This is a genomic window from Nocardia sp. NPDC051833, assembly GCF_040681225.1.
In the GTDB taxonomy this organism is placed as follows: Bacteria; Actinomycetota; Actinomycetes; order Mycobacteriales; family Mycobacteriaceae; genus Nocardia.
In genome coordinates, this window is the sequence record NZ_JBFAYK010000001.1 from 2,786,655 (window position 1) to 2,806,896 (window position 20,242).

A 20,242-nucleotide genomic window follows, 5' to 3' on the forward strand; every position below is an offset into this window, starting at 1 on the left:
TTACTTGACGAAGCCGACCTTGGTGTAGTCCTCCGACGCCAGCCCCGGCGCACCGTAGTTCGCGAGGTTTTCCCGCACCGCGACCGTACCCGCGGACTGCACGATGGGCAGGGAGAAGCCTTCCTCGAAGATCATCCGATCAGCCTTGTTCGCCAGCTCGATGGCCTTTTCCGGGTCGAGTTCGGCGATCACTTCCTCGATCAGGGCATTCAGCTCGGGTGAACCGATGCGGCCCTTGTTGCTCAGCGGGTTGGCCGGGTCGTAGGCGTAGATCTGCGGAAGTGCGCCGAGCGGGAAGATGCTCTTGGACCAGACGAATTGGGCGATATCGAAATTCCCCGGATCGATGACATCGGTGAACAGGCCGTTGCCCGGATAGGTCTCGATCTTCAGTTTCACCCCGATCGCCGCGAGATTCTGCTGCGCGATCTGTGCCATCTGCGTCCAGGTGTCCGACTGGTACATGACGTCGCGGATCTCGAGCTTGCGACCGTCCTTCTCCCGCACGTCGCCGTTGAGCTTCCAGCCCAATTCGTCGAGCATGCGAGCGGCCTCGGCCGGGTCGTAGGAAACCGATTGGGCGTTGTCCTGATAGCCCTTCTGTCCGACCAGGAAGAGGTGATTGTTCAGCGGCTTCGGGTCGGTCACGATGCCCTGCTGAGTCGCGGTAGCGATGGCCTGGCGGTCGATGCCCTTGGAGATCGCGATCCGGAGCTTCGGGTCGGACAGAAGTGCGCCGGGTGCCCCGTTGAAAGTGAAGTGTGAGAACCGGTTCGCCGAGGCACGTCGGACCTTGACCCCCGGTGTACCGGTAGCGGCGGTCACCTCCTCGATCCCGCTCAGGCCTGTGGCATCGAGTTCGTTGTTCTGCAGCGCGGTCAAGCGGGCCTCGTCAGCGAGGACGCTATAGGTGACGGTGTCCAGCTTGGGGGTGTCGCCCCACCACCTCGGGTTGCGGCTGAGCACGATTCGCTGTTGGGCGCGGTCGATCGAGGTGATGATGAACGGTCCCGACGACAGCGGCATCTCGTTCCGGTACAGATTCTCGAAGGCCTCGGGGGACGAGGTGAGCTGGCGCGGGTACAGCGGATTGAACAGGCCCTTCCATTCCGCGTAGTGCTCGGCGAAGGTGACGATCGCCTGCCGGTCATCGACACCGCGCTCGACCTTCTCGACGCTGCTGTAACCCTGGTCGTGACTGATCTTGAACGCCGGGTCGCGGCCACTCATCGCGGTAGCTTGCGAGCGCAGATCCTCCCAGGTGATCGGCGACCCGTCCGACCACACGGCCTTCGGGTTGATCGTGTACACGATCCGCTGGGGATTGGTGTCCGTGAGCTGGACATCGGTGTAGAAGTTGTGGTCGATCGAGAGTTCGCCCGCGGCATCGGCATTGATCGATCCGGGCAGCGTCCATCCGGTGACGTCACTGACCTCCCCGTCGGAATCGACATGGAGGCTGTTGAACGTCTCCGGGAAGCTGGACAGTGCCAACCGGAAGTTGCCGCCGTCGCGGATCGCGTCACGTTCCTGCGGGTTGATGTCGTTGACCGCACCGATCGAACTCGATCCCGATTCCACGGTGGCATCGGACCCACAGCCGCCCAAGACCAGCGTCAACGCGACAGCGGGCGCCGCCACGCGGAAACCGGCGCGACGCAGCCGGGATGCGTAAGTAGCAGTGGTCATTTCGTGAATCCGATCTTCGTGTAGTCGTACGATGCCAAGCCCGGCGAACCGATGTTGGCGAGGGTGGTGCGGGCGCCGAAGCTGCCGTCGGACTGCATGAGGGGCAGGGAGTGGCCCTCCTCGAACACCGCGCGGTCGACCTGGTTGGCCAGCTCGATGGACTTCTGCGGGTCGAGTTCGGTGATGGTGCGTTCGATCAGGGCGTTGAGTTCGGGGGAGCCGATGCGGCCGTAGTTGCCCTGCAGGTCGGTGGGGTCGTAGTAGTAGATCTGGCGGATGCTGGACAGCGGGAACGGGTCGCCCTGGAAGATGAACTGGGCGGCGTCGAAATCGCCGGGCTGGATGACGTCGGTGAAGTAGCCGGCGGAGGGCTTGGTGTCGATGGTCAGGCCGACGCCGATCGCGGCGAGGTTCTGCTGGATGATCTGGGCGATCTGCACCCAGGTCGGGTCGTTGTACATGACATCGCGGATGACGAGCTTGCGGCCGTCCTTCTCGCGCACATCGCCGTTGAGCTTCCAGCCGAGCGCGTCGAGTTCCCTGGCCGCGGCGTCGGGGTCGAAGCCGAGGCTGTTGTCGCGGTAGCCGTCCTGGCCCTGCAGGAAGATGTGGTTGTTCAGCGGCTTCGGGTCCTCGACCAGGCCGTTCTGCAACGCGGTGACGATGCCCTGCCGGTCGATCGCCTTCGAAATCGCGACGCGCACGCCCTCTTCGGCGAGGATCGAGCCGGGCGCGCCGTTGAAGGTGATGTGGCGCCAGCGGTTACCCGGCGCGCGGCGGACCACCAGGCCCTCGGTGCCGCGCACGGTCTTCACCTCGTCGATGGTGGTCAGCCGGACCAGGTCGAGTTCGTTGTTCTGCAGCGCCTGCACCCAGGCCGTGTGGTCGAGCACGCTGTAGGTGATGGTGTCGAGCAGCGGCTGCTCGCCCCACCATTTCGGGTTGCGGCCCAGGGTGATCCGGCCCTGACCGCGGTCGGTGGCGGTGATGATGAACGGGCCCGCGGTGAGACCGATCGCGTCGACCTGACTGGTGTTGAAGGCCTCGGGGGTGCTGGTCACCGACTTCGGGTACAGCGAGCTGTTGCCGGCGAACTGGCCGCGCCAGTCGGCGAACGGGGTACCGAAGGTGAGCACCGCCTGCCGGTCGTCGACGCCGCGCTCGACCTTGTCGACGAATTCGAAACCGTTGGTGATGGCGATCAGGTAGCGCTTGTCCCGGCCGCTGAGCGCGTTCGCCTGCGCGGCGATGTCCTCCCAGGTGATCGGGGAACCGTCCGACCACACCGCCTTCGGGTTGATCGTGTACGTCACGCGCATCGGATCGGTGCCGGTCAGCGCGATATCGGTGAAGTAGTCGGTGTCGACGGTGAGCTTGCCCGCCGCGTCGATCGCGAACGAGCGGGGCATCATCGGGCGCAGGATGTCGGCGATCTCGCCGTCGTTGCCGTCGTTGGACAGCGTGTTCCAGTTCGCCGGGTAGCTGGTCGTCGCCAGCCGCAGGTTCCCGCCCTCGCGCAGGGCTTCGCGCGGCAGCGGGTTGATATCGCTGGTGGTCCCGAGCGCGTCGGTCAGACCCGTGGCCGAATCGTCGGCTGCCCCGCACCCCGCCACGATCATCCCGGCCGCCACCACCACGGCGGCGCAACGCAGCCTGGCACGACGACGGGCTTGCATTCCTCGGGATCTCATGGCGGGGCCTCCTGCGTGATCAGCCGCTGACGACGGGTTCCGGAACGGCCGCGATCAGCGAGCGGGTGTACTCGTGCCGAGGATCGGCGAAGATCTGTTCGGCCGGGCCCGATTCGACGATCTTGCCGCGCAGCATGACGGCGATGTCGTGGGCCAGATTGCGCACCACCGAGAGGTCGTGCGAGACGAACAGATACGACAGCCCGCGCTCGGCTTGCAGGTCACGCAGCAGATTCAGCACGCCGGCCTGGATCGAGACGTCCAGCGAGGAGACGGGTTCGTCCAGGACGAGCAGCTGCGGGTCCAGCGCCAGGGCGCGCGCGATGCTGATGCGCTGCTTCTGGCCGCCGGAGAAGTCGGCCGGGTAGCGGTCGGCGTGTTCGGGCCGCAGCCCGACCTGGCGCAGCAGCTCGGGCACCCGGCGGTTGACCTCCTCGCGCGAGCGGCCGTCGATGCGCAGCGGCTCGGCCAGCGCGTCGAAGATCGGCAGGCGCGGGTCGAGCGAGGCGCTCGGGTCCTGGAAGACGATCTGCATCTTGCGGCGGATCTCGCGGGTGCGGGCCTTGGTGAGGGTCGCGACATCGTTGCCGAGCACCTCGATGCTGCCCGACTGCGGCCGCACCAGGTCCATGATCTGCGACAGCGTTGTCGACTTGCCCGAGCCCGATTCGCCGACCAGGGCCAGGGTCCGGCCCGCGCGCACGGCGAAACTGATGCCGTCGACCGCGCGGACCTCGCCGGTCTTGCGGCGCAGGATCACCCCGGAGGTGAGCGGGAAGGTCTTCACCAGGTCGGTGACCCGCAGGACGACATCGGACTCCACCGCCTCCGGCTGCGCCGGGGTGGCGATCTCCTTGCGGTAGGCGTCGAACAACTGCGCCGAGCCCACCTCGGCGGTGCGGATGCAGGCGACCGAGTGCCGGGGCGCGACCTTCTCCAGTGGCGGCTCGGCGGCGGTGCAGTCGTCGATCGAGACCGGGCAGCGCGGCGCGAACGAGCAGCCGCGCGGCAGGTCGTGCATGGCGGGCGGCGCGCCGACGATCGGGATCAGCGGGCGGCGCGGCGGGCCGTCCATGCGCGGGATGGAACCGAGCAGGCCGACCGTGTACGGCATCCGGGGCGCGGTGAAGAGCTCGGCGACCGGGGCGGTCTCGACGACCTTGCCCGCGTACATGACCGCGACCCGGTCGGCGATCGTGGCCGCGATACCCATGTCGTGGGTGATCATGATGACGCCCGCGCCGGTGATGTCGCGCGCCTTGCGCAGCAGGTCGAGGATCTGCCGCTGCACGGTCACGTCGAGCGCGGTGGTCGGCTCGTCGCAGATGATCAGCGCCGGATCGTTGGCGATGGCCATGGCGATCACCACGCGCTGGCGCATGCCGCCGGAGAACTCGTGCGGGAAGGCCCGCGCCCGCGCCCGCGCGTCGGGGATACCGACGAGCTCGAGCAGCTCGATCGCGCGTTCGGCCGCTTCCTTGCGGTGCATCGTGCCGTGCGCGAGCAGCGCCTCGGCCACCTGATCACCCACCCGGTACACCGGGGTGAGCGCCGAGAGCGGGTCCTGGAAGACCATGCTGATCGAGGAGCCGCGCAGTTTCGACATCTGCTTGTCGCCCAGGCCGAGCAGCTCGCGCCCGCGCAGCCGGATCGAACCCTGTACGCGCGCCTGCTCGGGCAGCAGGCCGATCACGGCCAGCGACGACACCGACTTGCCGGACCCGGACTCGCCGACGATGGCCAGCACCTCGCCGTCGGCCACGGTGTAGTTCACCCCGCGCACCGCGTCGACGCGGCCTTCCTCACCGGGGAAGGAGACCCGCAGATCGGTGACTTCGAGCAGCGGCGCGGTGGACGTGTTCGAGGTCATCGCTTCTCGGCTTTCTTCAACTCCACCTGCGCTTCGTCCTTCTTCTCCGCGACCTCCTTGCGCGCCTTGCGGGCGCCGCGAGCGCCCGGGTCGAAGGCGTCGCGCAGGCCGTCGCCGACGAGGTTGGCGCACAGCACGATCGTGATCAGCAGGCCACCGGAGAACAGGAACAGCCACGGATAGGTCAGTGCCGACTTGGTGCCCGTCGCGATCAGCGAACCCAGCGACACATCGGGCGGCTGCACACCGAAACCGAGGAAGCTGAGCCCGGTTTCGGCGCTGATCGCCGCGCCGACGGCCAGCGTGGTGTCGATGATCAGGATCGAGGCGATGTTCGGGATGATGTGGCTGATGATCACCTTGTGCGTCGGCGCGCCCATATAGCGTGCGGCGCGCACGAATTCGCGTTCGCGCAGGCTCATCGTCAGGCCGCGGATGATGCGTGCCGCGATCATCCAGCCGAACACGCTGAGCAGGACGATCAGGATGGCGATCGAGCCGGACCCCTTGGTGCGCGGGGCGAAGATCGCGATGATGATGAACGCGGGAACCACCAGCAGCAGGTCGACCAGCCACATGATGGCCCGGTCCGGCCAGCCGCCCAGCAGCCCGGCCACCGCGCCGGCGGTGGAGGCGATGATGCTGGAGAAGATCGCCACGCAGAAACCGATCACCAGCGACTTCTGCAGCCCGCGCATGGTCTGGGCGAGCACGTCCTGGCCGATCTGGGTAGTGCCGAACGGATGCTCGGCGCTCGGCGGCTTCAGCAGGGCCTTGTAGTCGAGCTGCTGGTAGTCCCACGGCAGCAGCGGCGGCAGCGCGAAACTGAGGATGAACAGCAGGATCAGGATCACCGCGCCGACCACCGCGGGCTTGTTGCGCAGGAAGCGGCGCCAGACCAGCTTGCGGCGGCCCGCCGCGGCGGCCTCGGGCGCGCCGACGGCGATGAGTTCGGTTTCGGTCATGACACACGCACCCTCGGGTCGAGCAGCGCCAGCACGATATCGGAGAGCAGACCCGACACCAGCACGACCAGACCGGCGAAGGTCGCGATCGTGACGACGATGTAGAGGTCCTGGGCATTGATGCCGTCGACGAACCATTCACCGACGCCGTGCCAGCCGAAGATCTTCTCCACGAAGGTGGCGCCGGTGATCAGGCCGCCCAGGCTGTAGGCGAACAGGGTGGCCATCGGGATGAGCGCGGTCCGCAGTCCGTGTTTGTAGAGCGCGCGGTTGCGCGAGAGGCCCTTGGCGCGGGCGGTGCGGATGAAATCGCTCTGCAACACGTCGAGCATGGCATTGCGCTGGTAGCGGCTGTATCCGGCGGCGGCGCCGAGCACCAGCACCAGGGTCGGCAGGACCATATGCTGTGCGCGGTCGACGAACTGGTTCCACAGGCCGACGACCTGGGTGGCCGAGGTCTCGCCGGTGTAGAGGAAGATCTGCGTCCCGGTGGCCGTATTGATCTGTAGCGCACCGTATTTCAGCAGCGTGGCCAGCAGGAACACCGGCGTCGAGATGATCAGCAGTGAGACCACCGTCGCGAAGTAGTCGCTGAATTTGTACTGCCGGATTGCGCTCGCCGCGCCGATCAGCACGCCGAGCACGGTGCCGATCACCGATCCGAGGATCAGCAGCCGCAGGCTCACCGCCACCCGCCTGCCCAGCTCCTCGCTCACCGGCTGCCCGGCCAGCGTCGTCCCGAAATCCCCTTGCACGACGCCGCCGAGCCAGCTGAGATAGCGCTGGGGGATCGGCTCGTCGAGGTGCAGTTGCTCGGCCTTGGCATCGATCACGGACTGTGGCGGGCGCGGATTGCGCTGCTCGAGGCTCTCGAGCGGGTTGAACGTGAGGGATGCGAGGCTGAACGTCAGGAACGAGGCCAGCAACAGGAGCACGATGTAGTTGAGCGTGCGCCGCAACAAGAAGCCGGTCATCAGTCCCCTCTGGATCGGGTAATCAGGCCCTGATCATAAGGACAGTCCGCCGTCCCCGCGTGGCGACGTGCGGCAGGATGGAATGGATGACGCCCCTGCACCCGAAACCGAAGCTGGTGGCCACCGACGTCGACGGCACGCTGATCGACGACGCCGACAAGGTCTCGGCCCGCACCAAGGCCGCCGTCGCCGCGCTCGTCGACGACGGTGTCACCTTCGTGCTCGCCACCGGCAGGCCGCCGCGCTGGATCGACCCGGTGGTCAGCGAGCTGGGGTACGCCCCGCTCGCGGTGTGCGGGAACGGAGCGGTCATCTACGACAGCGCGACCGACCGGATCCTGTCGAGCCACACCCTCGACGTGGACACCCTCGCCTGGCTGGCCGAGCTCGCCGAGCACGCGCTCCCCGGCTGCGGGCTGGCCACCGAGCGGGTCGGCGCCAGCGCGCACGACGCGGCCACCCCGCAGTTCGTCAGCTCGCCGACCTACGAGCACGCCTGGCTCAACCCCGACGACACCGTGGTCTCGCATGCCGAGGTCATCGACTCGCCCGCGATCAAGATGCTGATCCGGCTCAGCTCGGCCCGCAGTTCGGACATGCGCGCCGCGCTCGCCCCGCTGGTCGGGGACCGCGCCGAGATCACCTACTCCACCGAGAGCGGGCTGATCGAGATCGCGGTGCCGCGGGTGACCAAGGCGTCGGGGCTGGTCGAGGTGGCGCGGCGGTTCGGGATCGACGAGGGGTCGATCGTGGCCTTCGGCGACATGCCCAACGACGTGCCGATGCTGACGATGGCCGGGCACGGCGTCGCCATGGGCAACGCGCATCCCGAGGCCCGCGCGGCGGCCGACGAGGTCACCGGCAGCAATGTCGACCACGGGGTCGCCATGGTGCTCGAACGCTGGTGGAACTGACCCGCGACATAAACAGCCGGTGCCCTCACGAGGAGGCGCACCGGCTGTTCTTCGCCGTGACCGGGGGCTAGCCGGCCGGGGCGGGTTCGGTGGCGACCGGCGGTTGCGCCGGTGCCGGTTCCACGGGGACGGACTGCGGTTCGGCCGGGACCTGCGGGGCGAGCGGCTCGGTCGGCGCCGGAGCGGCGGGCGCCGCGGGGACCGTCGAGGTGGGGGCGGTGGTGGCGGGCGCCTGCTCCGGCTTGGTGCCGTTCATGCCCTCCATCTCGGCCTTGTAGGTCTCGTTGTAGGTCTTCCAGAACGTGGTGACGATGCCGGTCAGCTCGTTGAGCACCAGCGAGCCGTTCTGGAAGTCCGTGCGCAGACCGTCCGGCACCAGGTAGGCGCTGCCGGTCGGCAGACCGAGCACGCCCGAGTCGCCGCCGAGGCTGAGGTAGCGGTCCAGGATCGCCCCGACCACCTCGAAGACCGCGCCGTTCTCCCCGGAGAAGATGTAGCCGTTGGCGAACTTCGCGTACTGGCGGCCCTGCGCGCCGGACAGCAGATCCGACTTCGGCGCGCCGAGCGGACCGTCGACGCCGCCGCGGCTCACCCAGTGCCTGGCGATCTCGTTCGAGCCGGACAGGCCGAGCAGCTTGTCGACCAGCGCGCCCAGTTCGGCCATGTTGCCCTGCTGCGGTTCCTGCTCCTGCTGTTGCGGCGCGCGGGCCTGCTGGCTCGGCGGCCGTTCCGGCGTCGCGGGGGAGGAGTAGGTGCTGTTGCCCGCGGCGATCCCGCGGATGCGGTCCATCAGGGCGTAGGCCGCGTCACCGGGGCAGTCGGTGTTGCCGACGTCGCGGTGCGCGAACACCGTCGGCAGGTCGACCGCCTCGTCCTGGGCGTACGGGGTGAACTCGGTGCCCTCGGAGTACATGGTGGTGTGGCCCTTGGGGTTGATCCCCGCGAGCTTGGCCCGCCAGCCGACGAACTTGCCGATCGCGTTGATCGACTCGGTGCTCGGCGTCTCGGTCTCGTAGTTGCCCATCAGCGCCACCCCGACGGTGTTCTCGTTGAACCCGCCCGCGTGCGCGCCCTGCACCGCCCGGTCGAGGCCGCCGTAGCGGCCCTCGAAGATCTGGCCGTACTGGTCGACCAGGGCGTTGTAGCCGATGTCGCACCAGCCGAGGGTCTCGGCGTGGTAGGCGTAGATCGCGCGGACGATGCCCGCCGACTCGGCCCGGCTGTAGTCGTTGCGACCGGCCGTGTGGTGCACGGTGATGCCGCCGACGCCGTCGTCGTAGGTGGGTTCCTGGCAGCGGATCGACTCGTCGGCACCCCACTGCGCGCGGGTGATGACCTTCGGGCCACCGCCCGGCAGCGCGGCGGCGACGTCGGTGAGTCCGGCGTCGATGGCGGCGCGGCCCGGGTTGATCAGGATCGCCTTGAGCGCGGCCTCGGTGAGGTGGGCCGGATCGCTGTGGTCGGGGCCTGCGACCGGCTTGCGGGTCACCAGCATCTGCACCGCGGTGGTCTCGCCGACATAGATCGGCTCGGTGCCGGTCGGCGCGTCGGCGGGGGTCTGGTCGGTGGCCCTGGTGTCGACCGGATCGGCGTCGTACCAGGGGCCCCAATTCCCGTCGAGCTGCCGGGCGCGCAGCTTGGTCGTGGTGTTCACCAGATCGCGCGCGGTGACCGCGACCATGCTGAACGGGGTGTCCTGGGTGAGCTCCTTGACCTGCGCGCCGACCTGGTCGATCAGGTCGGGCCCGACCGCTCCGGGCGACAGGGCCGGGGTCTCGGGGGTGGTGCCGGGTTCCAGGTTGGCCGGATCGGCGATGAACTTCATCCCGCTCGGGCGGTGCTGGACGACCGGCGCGCCCGCCGGGGGCGTGGTCGCGGGTGCGGCCGGTGCCGGAGCCGCCGGTGCGGGCGCCGGAGCTGCGGGCGCCGGGGCTGCTGGCGCGGGGGCTGCGGGCGCGATCGGCGCCGGGGCGGCCGTCGTCGTCGTCGGCGGCGCGGCGGGCGGCGCGGTCGGGACCGAGGTGCTCGGAACCGGCGGACGCGCGGCGGGCGCGTTGCCCTGCTGGGCTGGCGCGGGCGTCGTGGTGGTCGGCTGCGCCTTCGTCGGGATCGCCGGGAGCGGGATCTCGGTGGGCAGCGCCACGCCCGGCGGAACGGGCAATCCCGGCGGCACCGGAATCGAGGTCGGCAGCGGCAGCATCTGCAGATCCGACAGGTGCAGATCGGGCAGGTCGAGACCGGTCAGTTCGCGCAGCGGGACCGTGATGTCGGGGACGGCGGTCAGCGCGACCTCGGCCAGCTGGGTCGGCACCGCCGCGAGCTGGGAGTCGTTGGTGCTGCGGTAGTCGGTCGAATCGCTCAGCGCGAACGCGCCGACGGGTGCGGCGACGGCGAGCGTGGTGACCACCGGGAGCACGTAGGAACGTTTCGGCTTTCGATATCGCACGTGCCTTCTCCAATCAGGGTCGAGCTCGTAGACCTTGGTGGCATCGGGGTCATCACCGGCAAGTGATGCTTGCTTCCTCGTGCCTCACACACCACACTAGTTAACATACGTCACACATCTAAACCTCAACTTGAGGATTATGTGATTGCTCGAATGTAGCCTTCGGAACCCGCTCGGCCACGACGACATGCCGACGCGAGCTCCGCCGGTCGAACCGCGACACCGTGGGAGCGCAGTATGAGAGCGGACACCAAGATCAACCGCAGTACCCGCAGGGGCACCCGGCGCCGCGCCGTGCCGATGATCAAGACCGCGCCGCTGCCGGTACTGGTCGGTGGCACCGCACTGGCGCTGACCGGCGCGTTCGGGCTGTGGCAGATCCTGCCCGGCCAGGTCGCCCCGACCGTCGGCGCCGGCCACGGACGCGGAATGAGTCAGGTGGGCGCGTTCGACAGCGCCAGGGAGGGCCGGTCCGCCGAGGAGATCCTCGGCCACTACTACCCGGGCGCCGACCTCGGTCAGGTCGGGCCACTCACCATCGGGGTCCGGCTGCAAGCCCAGGACGACGCCACCCTCGACACCTTCGCCGCCGCGGGCGCGCAGGTCGCGGGCCGGATGATCGGGCCGGGCGAGGCCGCCCACCTCACCCCGCTGCCCGACGGCGGCGCGAATGTCGTGGTGACCACGGGCTGCGACGGCGAAGTGCTGTGGCAGGCCGCGACCGACGATCCGTTCGTCTATCCGCTCGATCCGGCGCCGGGCAGGCCCGCCGCCGAACACCTGACGCTGTGCGGCGGTACCGCCTATCGCGGCGCGCTCGGTGTCGCGCTGGAAGGGGGCGCGTACCGGACCGTCAACCAGGTCGATCTCGACGACTATCTCGCCGGTGTGCTGCCCGCCGAGATGCAGGCGAACTGGGCCGATCAGGGCGCGTTCGAGGCGCTGCGCGCGCAGGCCATCGCGGCCCGCTCCTACGCGCTCGCCGAGAACCGCTACGACTACGCGCAGACCTGCGACACCACCGACTGCCAGGTGTATCCGGGGACGGTGAAGGAGGATTCGCGCACCACCGAGGCCGTCGCGGCGACCGCGGGCACCGTGCTGCTGCGCGACGGGCTGATCCTGCGCTCGGAGTACTCCGCCGCGCCCGACGGTGGCCGCCCGGCCGACATCGAGACCTTCGCCGTCGGCCCAGCGCCCGGCGATCTCGTCGAAACCGCACCGGCCCCCACCGCTCCCACCGCGCCGACCAGGCCCGATCCGACCATCGAAGCGCTGGCGGGCGAGACCGCGATCGACACCGAGTACCGGCGGATCGGCGGTCCGGAGAGCACCATCGGCGCGCCGATCGGGCCCGAGATGATCCTGCCGCAGCGGGCGGGCACGTATCGGCTGTACACGAACGGTGTCATCGTGGCGACCAAGACGCTCGGTGCCCAGGTGGTCGACTTCTCGACGCTGCTGCAACTGGTGCCGGAAGTGGGCGATCAGCTGCCGCCGTCGGCCTCGGGGCAGCCGAAGGTGACGACGCCGGAGGGCACCGCGCCCTCGGGTGTCGCGCCGGGCACGCAGCCCGGTGCGCCTGCTCAGGCCGCCGCGGGTGGAGCGCCGGTCCTCGGTACATCACCGGAGCAGGCGCACGGTCCGGCGAATCCCGCCGTTCCCCCGCATCCGGTCGCCGCGCCGCACGGTCCGGCGAATCCCGCTGCCACGCCACTCGGTCCCGCGAATCCTGTTGCCGCACCGCGTGGTTCGGTGAATCCCGCTACCGATCAGCAAGCTCCCGCTGTCGGGTCGCAGAACCCAGCCGTCGTGCCCCACGGCCCGGCTATCGCGCCGGGAATCCACGACGGCGAGTAGCGCCCGGGGTCAGTCGAGGGTGGTGTCCTCCAGTCCGATGGCCAGGGTGCGCAGGAGTCCGGCGAGCTGGTCTCGGTCGTCGGCGCCGAGTGCCGCGAGTAGGCGCTGCTCGTTGTCCATGTGCAGCGGCAGCAGGCGGTCGACCAGCTCCCTGCCCTCGTCGGTGAGCTGGACGAAGACCGAGCGGCGGTCGTCGGCCGATGGCACCCGGCGGACCAGGTTCTTGGCGGCCAGCCGGTCGATGCGATTGGTGATCGCGCCGGAGGTGACCATCGCGGCGCGGTTCAGCGAGCCCGCGGTCAGCCCGGTGTCGCCGCCGGAGCGACGCAGTGTCGCGAGCACGTCGAACTCCCAGAATTCCAGGCCGTGACCGGCGAAGAAGCGCTTGAGGTCCTGTTCGAGGACGCGCGAGAGCCGGGTGATCCGGCCGACGATCGCCATCGGTGACACATCGACATCGGGTCGCTGGATCTCCCAGTGCTCGGTGATCAGATCGATGGCGTCCCGCATGCGTATCCCTCTCTATTGAAAATCTTAACGTTCATCTACTTGACGATGAGGCATCCCGCCGGGTAGATATTTCAATGTTGAGATTATCAATCAGGAGTGAACATGACGACGGCAACTCGCCCGACCGGCTACGCGGGCACCCTCGCACTCACCGCTCTCACCCCGATCGTCTGGGGTTCCACCTACGCCGTCACCACCGAATTCCTGCCGCCGGACCGGCCGCTGTTCACCGCGCTGATGCGCGCGCTGCCCGCCGGTCTCGCGCTGCTGGCGCTGACCAGGGTGCTGCCGCGCGGCATCTGGCTCGGTCGCGCCGCCGTCCTCGGCATCCTCAATATCGGCGCGTTCTTCCCGCTGCTGTTCCTGGCGGCCTACCGGCTGCCGGGCGGGGTCGCCGGGGTGCTCGGCGCGGTGGCGCCGATGATCGCGCTGGGCTTCGCCGCGGTCCTGCTGTCCGAGGCGCCGACCCGGCGCAAGGTGCTCGCGGGCCTGATCGGCGTCTTCGGGGTGGCGCTGGTGGTACTGCGCGGCAATGCCGAGCTGGACACGATCGGTGTCGTCGCCGGGCTGGCCGGCGCGGCGTCGATGTCGGCGGGCACCGTGCTGACCAAGAAGTGGGGACGTCCCGACGGCGTCGGTCCGCTGGCGATGACCGGCTGGCAGCTGACCGCGGGCGGTCTGTTCATCCTGCCGCTCGCCGTCCTGATCGAGGGCGCGCCGCCCGCCATGGACGCGCAGGCCATCGGTGGCTACCTGTACCTCGGCGTCATCGGCACCGCGCTGGCCTACTGGCTGTGGTTCCGCGGGATCTCGCGGGTGCCCGCGACGTCGGTGGCTTTCCTCGGACTGCTGAGCCCGATGTCGGCCGCGGTCATCGGCTGGATCGCGCTCGGTCAGGCGCTGACTCCGCTGCAGGTCCTCGGCCTGGCCATCGCGCTGGGTGGCACCGTGCTCGGCCAGATTCCGCCGAAGGCCGCGCCGGAAGCCGCGTCGACGGTGGGCGCCGCGCGGACCGGAGTCATCACGAAGATCGCGGTTCTGCCGGCGCCGGAGACGGTTTCGGCCGCGCGCTGAGACAAGCGAACCGTCAGCCGCGCATCGCCTGCATCAACTGGTCCTCGGTGAGGGCCGGAACCGGCAGGGGGTGCGCGGCTTTCGCGCGCAGGCCGTCCAGGATCAGCGCGAGGTTGCGGCGCCACAGGTCGGGGGCGACGGTCGCGGTCGCGGCGACCACGCTCGTGTGCGACCAGGTGATGAAGGCGATGTCCTCGAGCGTCCAGTCCGGCCGCAGCGCGCCTGCGGCCTGGGCGCGCTCGATGATCCGGCGCATCAGGCCGTGCCCGTGCTCGCGCGCGCGGGCCAGCGCCTCGCTCGGCGGGTTGCGCAGGGCGAGTTCGCCGAGGATGCGGTCGCTCGCCTGGAGCTCGCAGATCCGCTCGACCAGGACCGTGAACGACTCCCACGGATCGGTGAGCTCGAGCGCCTGCTCGGCGATCCTGGTGCCCGCCTCGACGCGGTCGGCGACGGCGGCGGCGATCAGGTCGTCGCGGGTGGGGAAGCGGTTGTAGAGGGTGCCGATCGCGACGCCCGCGCGGGCGGCGATGTCCTTGAGCGGGGCGTCGAGGCCGCGTTCCTCGAAGAGCTCGCGGGCCGCGGTGACCAGCGCGTCGCGGTTGCGCTTGGCGTCGCTGCGCAACGGCTTGTCCTCGGGCATTCGCCGATCCTACAAATCACCGCTGCCAATTATCTTGAGCATAGGTTCAACTTGGTGCTATCTTGCGAAAACTTGAACTAGCACTCAACTTAGTGAGGTAGTCGGATGAGCACGCTCGCGATCTTCGGATACGGACCAGGTCTCGGCGCCGGGACGGCACGGGAGTTCGGCCGCAACGGTTTTCGGGTCGCGGTGATCGGCCGCGACCCGGCCGCGGCCGCCGAACGCGCGGCGGCCCTGCGCGCCGACGGCGTCGAGGCCGAGCCGTTCGCGGCCGACATCACCGATTCCGCGCAGCTGACCGAGGTCGTCGCGCGGGTCGAGGAGAAGCTGGGGCCGATCGAGGTGGCGGTGCACGCGGCGGCCGCGGGGATGTCGATCCGCGCCGAGTCGACCAGGGCGGTCGACCGGCGGTCGCTGGAGCTGCCGTTCGCGCTCAAGGTGTACTCCTCGATCGAGCTCGGCCGGGCGTTGCTGCCGGGGATGCTCGCACGCGGCCGTGGCGCGCTGCTGTTCTCCTCGGGCGCCTCGGAGGCGAATCTGCAGCCCTACCTGGCGAATATGGGGGTCGCGCTGGGGGCTCAGCGGGCCTATGTCCGGCAGCTGGCCGCCGAGCTCGACGGCACCGGGGTCTACGTCGGGCTGCTGGCGATCGGCGCGCTGATCGAGCACAGCGCCGTGCAGCTGGAGATCGACGCGCATCCCGAACTGATCCCCGACGGCCTGGTGCTGCCCCGCATCGGCAATGCCGAACTCGGTGCCAGGTACTGGCGGATGTACGCCGAGCGCGACGCCGTCGAGGTAGAGATCGGGTTCTGACCTTCGGGGTTGACCTTGACGTAGCGTCAACTTGCAGACTGGGGACACCGACGAGAAAGGGAAGGTCATGGCGGGTGAATGGTCCATCCAGGACCTCGCGAAAGCCGCGGGCACCACCAGCCGCACGCTGCGCCACTACGGGCAGCTCGGCCTGCTGGAACCGAGCCGGATCGGCGCCAACGGCTACCGCTACTACGACCAGAACTCCCTGATCCGCCTGCAGCGCATCCTGCTGCTGCGCGAACTCGGGCTCGGCCTTCCGGTGATCGCCGAGGTTCTCGCCGGGGAACAGGACACCGCGGACGCGCTGCGGACCCACCTGGAGCTGCTGCGGCAGCAACAGGATCTGATCGCGCGCCGGATCGAATCGGTGTCGACCACGTTGCACAAGACCGAAAGAGGTGAACCACTCATGGCCGCAGAGGTTTTCGACGGCTTCGACCACACCCAGTACAAGGACGAGGTCACCGAACGCTGGGGCAAGGAGGCCTACGAGAGCGGCGACCGCTGGTGGCGCTCGCTGAGCGAAGCGGACAAGCAGGGATTCCTGCAGACCCAGCTCGACATCTCCGCCGACTTCGGCAAGGCCCATGCCGCGGGCCTGCCCGTCGACGGCGAGACCGTCCAGGCGATCGTCGCCAGGCACCGCGCCTGGCTCGGCGACGGCACCCAGGGCCGCCCCGTGACCGACGAATACCTGCTCAACCTGGGCGAGATGTACGTCGCCGACCCGCGCTTCCGCAAGAACTACGACGTGCACGGCGACGGCACCGCCGAGTACATCCTCGAGGCCTTCCGCGCCCACGTCGCAGGCCGGACCGCCTGATCGCGTTTCACCCGGCGCCCAGCCGGGAACTAGCAGGAAGCCGCGCCCGGACGCCACCCGCCCGGACGCGGCTTTCGGCGTCTCGGGCTGCCCGGCGTGGCCCCGGGACCTCGGTCGACGGGCTCGATCGGCCGTCGCGCCGTATAACTGACGGCGACGACGACAACGTGCAGGGGATAGTGGTGGATCAGGTGGAGCCCGAGCGGCCTTCTCGCGCGGTGACCGCGCTGGTCGCCGGGTGGCTCGGGGTGCTGGTCGGGGGTGCCGGGATCATCGTCGGCACGGCGACGGCGGTGGTGCGGGCGTTCGGGCGGGAGATCGAGCTCGATTACGCGGGCGCGGGGATCGTCGGTGGGCTGGGGGTGGTGTATCTGCTGGGGGCGGTGCTGCTGTTGCGGCGGCGGATGCTCGGCAGGCGGATTCTGGTGGGGATATCGGGGGCGATGAGCGGGGCGACCTTGCTGGTCGTCGTGCTCAACGGGGCCGGGCACGGGCTGCGGGTCGGGCCGCTGGACTGGTGGCTCGCGCTCAATGGGGTGATCCTGGTGCTCAGCCTGATCGAGCCGACGCGCCGGTGGACCACGACGCGCTAGGCCGACTCGGGATACGGTCGAGCCATGGTCGTGCAGGATGCGAAGTCGAAAGCCGGTGAGGTGACGGCGATCGTCGCCGTGTGCTGTGCCGGAGTTGCCGCGGTGGCGAACCTGGTCGGGGCCGTGGTCCTGGTGCGCGCCTTCCTGAACGACCCCGACCGGCTCGACGACTCGCTGGCCCTGTTCGCCACGCTCGGCGCGCTGGTGGCGGCGTTCGCGTTCGGTTACGGCGGCATGCTGCTGGCCCGGCGCGACGAGTCCGGCCGGTGGGTGCTGATCGTGGCGGCGGCCGCGCAGCTCGGGCTCGGCGTGCTCGGGCTGCTGGCCACGCTGGTGAACTACGACTCCGAGTACGGCATCCATTGGTTCGCCGAGGAATCCGTCCTCCGATCGATTCCGATCGGGTTCGGTGGGGTACCCGGTGCGGTGACGGCGATCGTGAACCACAGCTGGGCGGCCGCGCTGGCGGCCGTCGCGCTCGGCGCGCTGGTGCTGGTGCCCGCGGCGCTGCCGTGGACGGCGGCCTACGCTCGGACCGAGCGGGCTGTCGGTTCGGCCGTATAGTTTCGGCAGGTCAGCGGCGCGACGCCGCGCTCGTTTCGGAGGGGGACACCATGGGATACCCGTATGGTCCACAGCAGGGCCACGACCCGTACGCGGGCGGTTACGCGCAACCCGGCTACGCGGCCGATCCCTACGCGCAGCAGGGCTACGCCCCGCAGCCGTACGGGTACGCGCAGCAACCCGCGCCCGGATACGGTTACGGCGCACCGGCTTACGGCGCACCGCAGCGGGCAGGCGGTGGCACCGGAATCACCGCGGCCCTGCTCTCCCTGCTGATCTCGCTGTTCGCGCTGATCGGTCTCGGCGTGGTCGCGGCCACCGAGCTGAACACCGACTCGGTCCGCAGCGACGACGCCCGCGCCGGAACGATCGCCGGTATCGCGATCGCCGCGATCCCCGCCCTGCTGTGGCTGCTCGGCTCGATCCTGCTGTTCCGCCGCAAGACCGCGGGCCGGGTCATCCTGATCATCCTGTCCACGATCGGCCTGCTGATCAGCGCGATCTCGGTCGCGATCGCGGCCAGCGAAGGCGCCCCGCCCGCCGTGGTCATCGGCAGCGTCGTCGCCACCTGCATCCCGCTGCTCATCCTCCTCTGCGCCGCAGCCCCGTCCACGGGTCGCTGGATTCGGGCCGCCCGCCAACCTGCGTACGCTCCCTACCCGTACTACTGACGCGCGCGCAGGGGGGATCACGCATGAGCCATCCGTCCGGCCACGCTCCGAGCGAGGGTGTCGCCCAGCCGGTTTCCGCGCTGCCAGCACCGCCGACCGTGCAGTACGGCCCAGGTCACGAGGGTCCGGGTGCGGGGGAATGGTGGCTCTCGCCGGGAGCCGACGCGTACCCCGGGGCCAACGTTGGCCAACCCAGGCCGACACCGGACGCGGGGCTTCACCTGGGCCAACCGCGGCCGACACCGGATGCGGGGCTTCCGGTAGGCCAACCCTGGTCGGCGTCGGACGCGGGGTCTCCGGTGGGCCGACCTCGGCCTGCGACCGACGCGGGGCGCCTGGGTCGCCCCGGTCGGCTCACACCCGCCGCCGGTTCGGGTGTGCCGCTGCGTCGGACGATGGCGGCGCTCGCACTGCTCCTCGCCGCCATCTCGGTGATCACCGCGATCATCGGATTCCGGTGGGTCGCGGCGAATCCCGACGCGGGGTCCGCGACGACCGAGCAGATCTCGGACAGCGCCGCGGGCAACCTGGTTCTCACGCTGTTCTGGGCGATCGGTGGATTGTTACTCGCCCAGCAGGTCAGATACGGCCGAGCGCTCGTCGTTGCGCTGGCGGCGGCGTTCCTGTCGCAGTACGCCGAGCCCGGCGGGCTGACAGCCCCCGGGAACCAGCTCGGATCGCTGATCCCCTTGGCCGGGTTGGTGCTCGGCTCGCTCCTCGTCGTTCTCCTGCTGGTCTCGGCAGCGGCGAGCCGGCCGCGACGGCCTCGATCCGGGCAGGTGCCGCAGGGCGTCGGCGGGCAGCCGCAGATGGGGTCGTTGCCCGGGGGATACGCCTACGGGCCTGCGACACCGGGTCACCGCGTTCCACCACCGGGACACCTGTACCACTGAGGTGTCGATGCTGAAGTGGTTGGCGGGCTGTGGGATCGACGCTCGTCCACGGCGTATTTTCCGTACCGAGGTATCGAGCAGTCTGTGCCAGAAGGGGGACGCACATGAGTCAGCCATCCAGTCCTGATCCGAATGACATTGCGGTGCAGCCGGTTGCGGGGCTCCCGGGCCCGGCTCCGGCAACCGCGCAGTACGACACCGGTGCCCCGGCCGGTTCCGCATCTCTCGACCAGCGCCCGGGGTATCCGAGCGCATCCGCCGGAGTTCCGAGCTCTGGTGTCGCACCTGGCGCCCCGTATCCCGGGCAGCCGTTCGCCGGGCAAGTTACGCCGAACGGTCAGTACTTCGGGCATCAGGTTCCATCGGCCGCAGTGCCGGGATTCGGCGTTGCGCCCGGATTCCCACATGCTGGGCCGTCGCCCGCTGTACAGGGTGCGTCGCGTGGTCAGCCCGGATATCCGGGTCCTGCGTCTGCGTCACCGGGCTTCGGCGAAGCACCGGCCGGGTACCCGCATCCCGGGCTGTTGCCGGCCGGGCAGGGACAGCCGGGTGGGGAGTGGTGGCAGACGCCGGGGACTCATGCGCCGATGGTGGCCGGTTACCCACAACCGGGGGCGGACGTGGGGCATCGGGGGTTTCCGGGCGCACAGCCTCGGGGCGGGGCGTCGCCGTTATGGCGTGTGCTAACACGACGTGCGGTGGTGGTGCTCGCCGTGCTCCTCACCTGCCATGCAGCAGGTTTTGCGGGGTTGGGTCTGTTGACGATCCAATGGCTGGGCCGAAGGGACTGGAGTACCGGTCGGCTGCTGGTGCCGATGACCCTGGCACATCTGATCGTTGCCGCCTTCGGGGTATTCGTCGTGGCCAGGATGACCCGTCGGCCCGAGCGATCGAGTACCGCCTTTGTCGCGGTCATGACAGCAAGCTGCCTCGCGGTGAACGCGTACGGGATGGTCCCGGACTCGGTGTTCTCGAGCTTGGTCGCCATCAGGATCCATCAAGCCGGACTGGGCGGCGACCTCATCGTCGGAGACTACCCAGGGGAGCGCCTCGCCACGTTCGGCGTGGTGCTGGCAGTCCTCCTGCTCGTCATGCTCGTGCTCTCGGCAATCGCAGCGCGACCTTCGCGAGGAGGCGACGGGCACATCGAACCCCATTCCGGTGGGCATCCATCCCCCGGATACACGCCAGGAGACCCGCACCGGTGAGCCGAGCGCATCACCCCAGCTCAGCGGCAGGTCGG

At 69.5% G+C, this 20,242-nt stretch carries 18 protein-coding genes; 10 read left to right on the forward strand and 8 right to left on the reverse strand.

From position 1 onward, the window contains the following. The 5 genes from AB0L91_RS12640 to AB0L91_RS12660 are packed head-to-tail and all read right to left on the reverse strand — an operon-like array spanning window position 1 to window position 7,189. Window positions 1-1,689, reverse strand: a complete 1,689-nt coding sequence (locus AB0L91_RS12640) for an ABC transporter family substrate-binding protein (RefSeq protein WP_365009527.1) — start codon at window positions 1,687-1,689, stop codon at window positions 1-3. Beyond that, entirely contained in the window at window positions 1,686-3,380 is a 1,695-nt protein-coding gene (locus AB0L91_RS12645; protein ID WP_365009530.1) for an ABC transporter family substrate-binding protein, read from the reverse strand. The genes AB0L91_RS12640 and AB0L91_RS12645 overlap by 4 nt, the downstream gene beginning before the upstream one ends. A gap of 19 nt (window positions 3,381-3,399) precedes the next feature. Next, window positions 3,400-5,250 carry an ABC transporter ATP-binding protein gene (locus tag AB0L91_RS12650; protein WP_357341726.1) on the reverse strand — a complete coding sequence of 617 codons (1,851 nt, stop codon included), beginning with the start codon at window positions 5,248-5,250 and terminating at the stop codon, window positions 3,400-3,402. After that, entirely contained in the window at window positions 5,247-6,215 is a 969-nt protein-coding gene (locus AB0L91_RS12655) for an ABC transporter permease subunit (RefSeq protein ID WP_355283591.1), read from the reverse strand. The genes AB0L91_RS12650 and AB0L91_RS12655 overlap by 4 nt, the downstream gene beginning before the upstream one ends. Beyond that, on the reverse strand, window positions 6,212-7,189 hold the full coding sequence (locus AB0L91_RS12660; protein ID WP_355283594.1) for an ABC transporter permease: 978 nt from the start codon (window positions 7,187-7,189) through the stop codon (window positions 6,212-6,214). Before AB0L91_RS12660 ends, AB0L91_RS12655 begins: the two co-directional genes overlap by 4 nt. 77 nt (window positions 7,190-7,266) lie before the next feature. On the opposite strand from AB0L91_RS12660, the gene AB0L91_RS12665 reads away from it, so the two are divergent. Beyond that, window positions 7,267-8,103, forward strand: coding sequence for an HAD family hydrolase (locus AB0L91_RS12665; protein WP_355283597.1), 837 nt, complete (start codon window positions 7,267-7,269; stop codon window positions 8,101-8,103). A gap of 67 nt (window positions 8,104-8,170) precedes the next feature. On the opposite strand, the gene AB0L91_RS12670 is transcribed toward AB0L91_RS12665, so the two are convergent. Then, complete coding sequence (locus AB0L91_RS12670; RefSeq protein ID WP_365009534.1) at window positions 8,171-10,549, reverse strand: N-acetylmuramoyl-L-alanine amidase; 2,379 nt, start codon at window positions 10,547-10,549, stop codon at window positions 8,171-8,173. A 237-nt stretch (window positions 10,550-10,786) separates the two neighbouring features. On the opposite strand from AB0L91_RS12670, the gene AB0L91_RS12675 reads away from it, so the two are divergent. Beyond that, complete coding sequence (locus tag AB0L91_RS12675; protein WP_365009536.1) at window positions 10,787-12,409, forward strand: SpoIID/LytB domain-containing protein; 1,623 nt, start codon at window positions 10,787-10,789, stop codon at window positions 12,407-12,409. 9 nt (window positions 12,410-12,418) lie between these two features. Here the strand turns inward: AB0L91_RS12675 and AB0L91_RS12680 are convergent, their stop codons facing one another. Further along, entirely contained in the window at window positions 12,419-12,919 is a 501-nt protein-coding gene (locus AB0L91_RS12680; protein ID WP_365009538.1) for a MarR family transcriptional regulator, read from the reverse strand. Window positions 12,920-13,021: 102 nt separating this feature from the next. Here AB0L91_RS12680 and AB0L91_RS12685 point away from each other — a divergent pair, with 102 nt between their 5' ends. After that, on the forward strand, window positions 13,022-13,993 hold the full coding sequence (locus AB0L91_RS12685) for an EamA family transporter (RefSeq protein WP_365009541.1): 972 nt from the start codon (window positions 13,022-13,024) through the stop codon (window positions 13,991-13,993). Window positions 13,994-14,006: 13 nt separating this feature from the next. On the opposite strand, the gene AB0L91_RS12690 is transcribed toward AB0L91_RS12685, so the two are convergent. After that, window positions 14,007-14,633 carry a helix-turn-helix domain-containing protein gene (locus tag AB0L91_RS12690; protein ID WP_365009543.1) on the reverse strand — a complete coding sequence of 209 codons (627 nt, stop codon included), beginning with the start codon at window positions 14,631-14,633 and terminating at the stop codon, window positions 14,007-14,009. A gap of 105 nt (window positions 14,634-14,738) precedes the next feature. Here AB0L91_RS12690 and AB0L91_RS12695 point away from each other — a divergent pair, with 105 nt between their 5' ends. The 7 genes from AB0L91_RS12695 to AB0L91_RS12725 all read left to right on the forward strand — a co-directional run bounded on the left by AB0L91_RS12695 (window position 14,739) and on the right by AB0L91_RS12725 (window position 20,207). Continuing rightward, a complete protein-coding gene (locus AB0L91_RS12695) occupies window positions 14,739-15,452 on the forward strand; it encodes an SDR family oxidoreductase (protein WP_365009546.1) in 714 nt (237 codons plus the stop codon). A gap of 67 nt (window positions 15,453-15,519) precedes the next feature. After that, window positions 15,520-16,278: a TipAS antibiotic-recognition domain-containing protein gene (locus AB0L91_RS12700; protein WP_365009548.1), complete on the forward strand. Its 759-nt coding sequence runs from the start codon at window positions 15,520-15,522 to the stop codon at window positions 16,276-16,278. Between the two features lie 182 nt (window positions 16,279-16,460). Continuing rightward, a complete protein-coding gene (locus AB0L91_RS12705) occupies window positions 16,461-16,871 on the forward strand; it encodes a hypothetical protein (protein WP_365009550.1) in 411 nt (136 codons plus the stop codon). 24 nt (window positions 16,872-16,895) lie between these two features. Further along, on the forward strand, window positions 16,896-17,435 hold the full coding sequence (locus AB0L91_RS12710; RefSeq protein WP_365009552.1) for a hypothetical protein: 540 nt from the start codon (window positions 16,896-16,898) through the stop codon (window positions 17,433-17,435). A gap of 50 nt (window positions 17,436-17,485) precedes the next feature. Further along, window positions 17,486-18,106 carry a hypothetical protein gene (locus tag AB0L91_RS12715; RefSeq protein WP_355283620.1) on the forward strand — a complete coding sequence of 207 codons (621 nt, stop codon included), beginning with the start codon at window positions 17,486-17,488 and terminating at the stop codon, window positions 18,104-18,106. 395 nt (window positions 18,107-18,501) lie between these two features. After that, window positions 18,502-18,999, forward strand: a complete 498-nt coding sequence (locus AB0L91_RS12720; protein WP_365009556.1) for a hypothetical protein — start codon at window positions 18,502-18,504, stop codon at window positions 18,997-18,999. Window positions 19,000-19,697: 698 nt separating this feature from the next. After that, window positions 19,698-20,207, forward strand: coding sequence for a hypothetical protein (locus AB0L91_RS12725; protein ID WP_365009559.1), 510 nt, complete (start codon window positions 19,698-19,700; stop codon window positions 20,205-20,207). Window positions 20,208-20,242 lie beyond the last annotated feature (35 nt).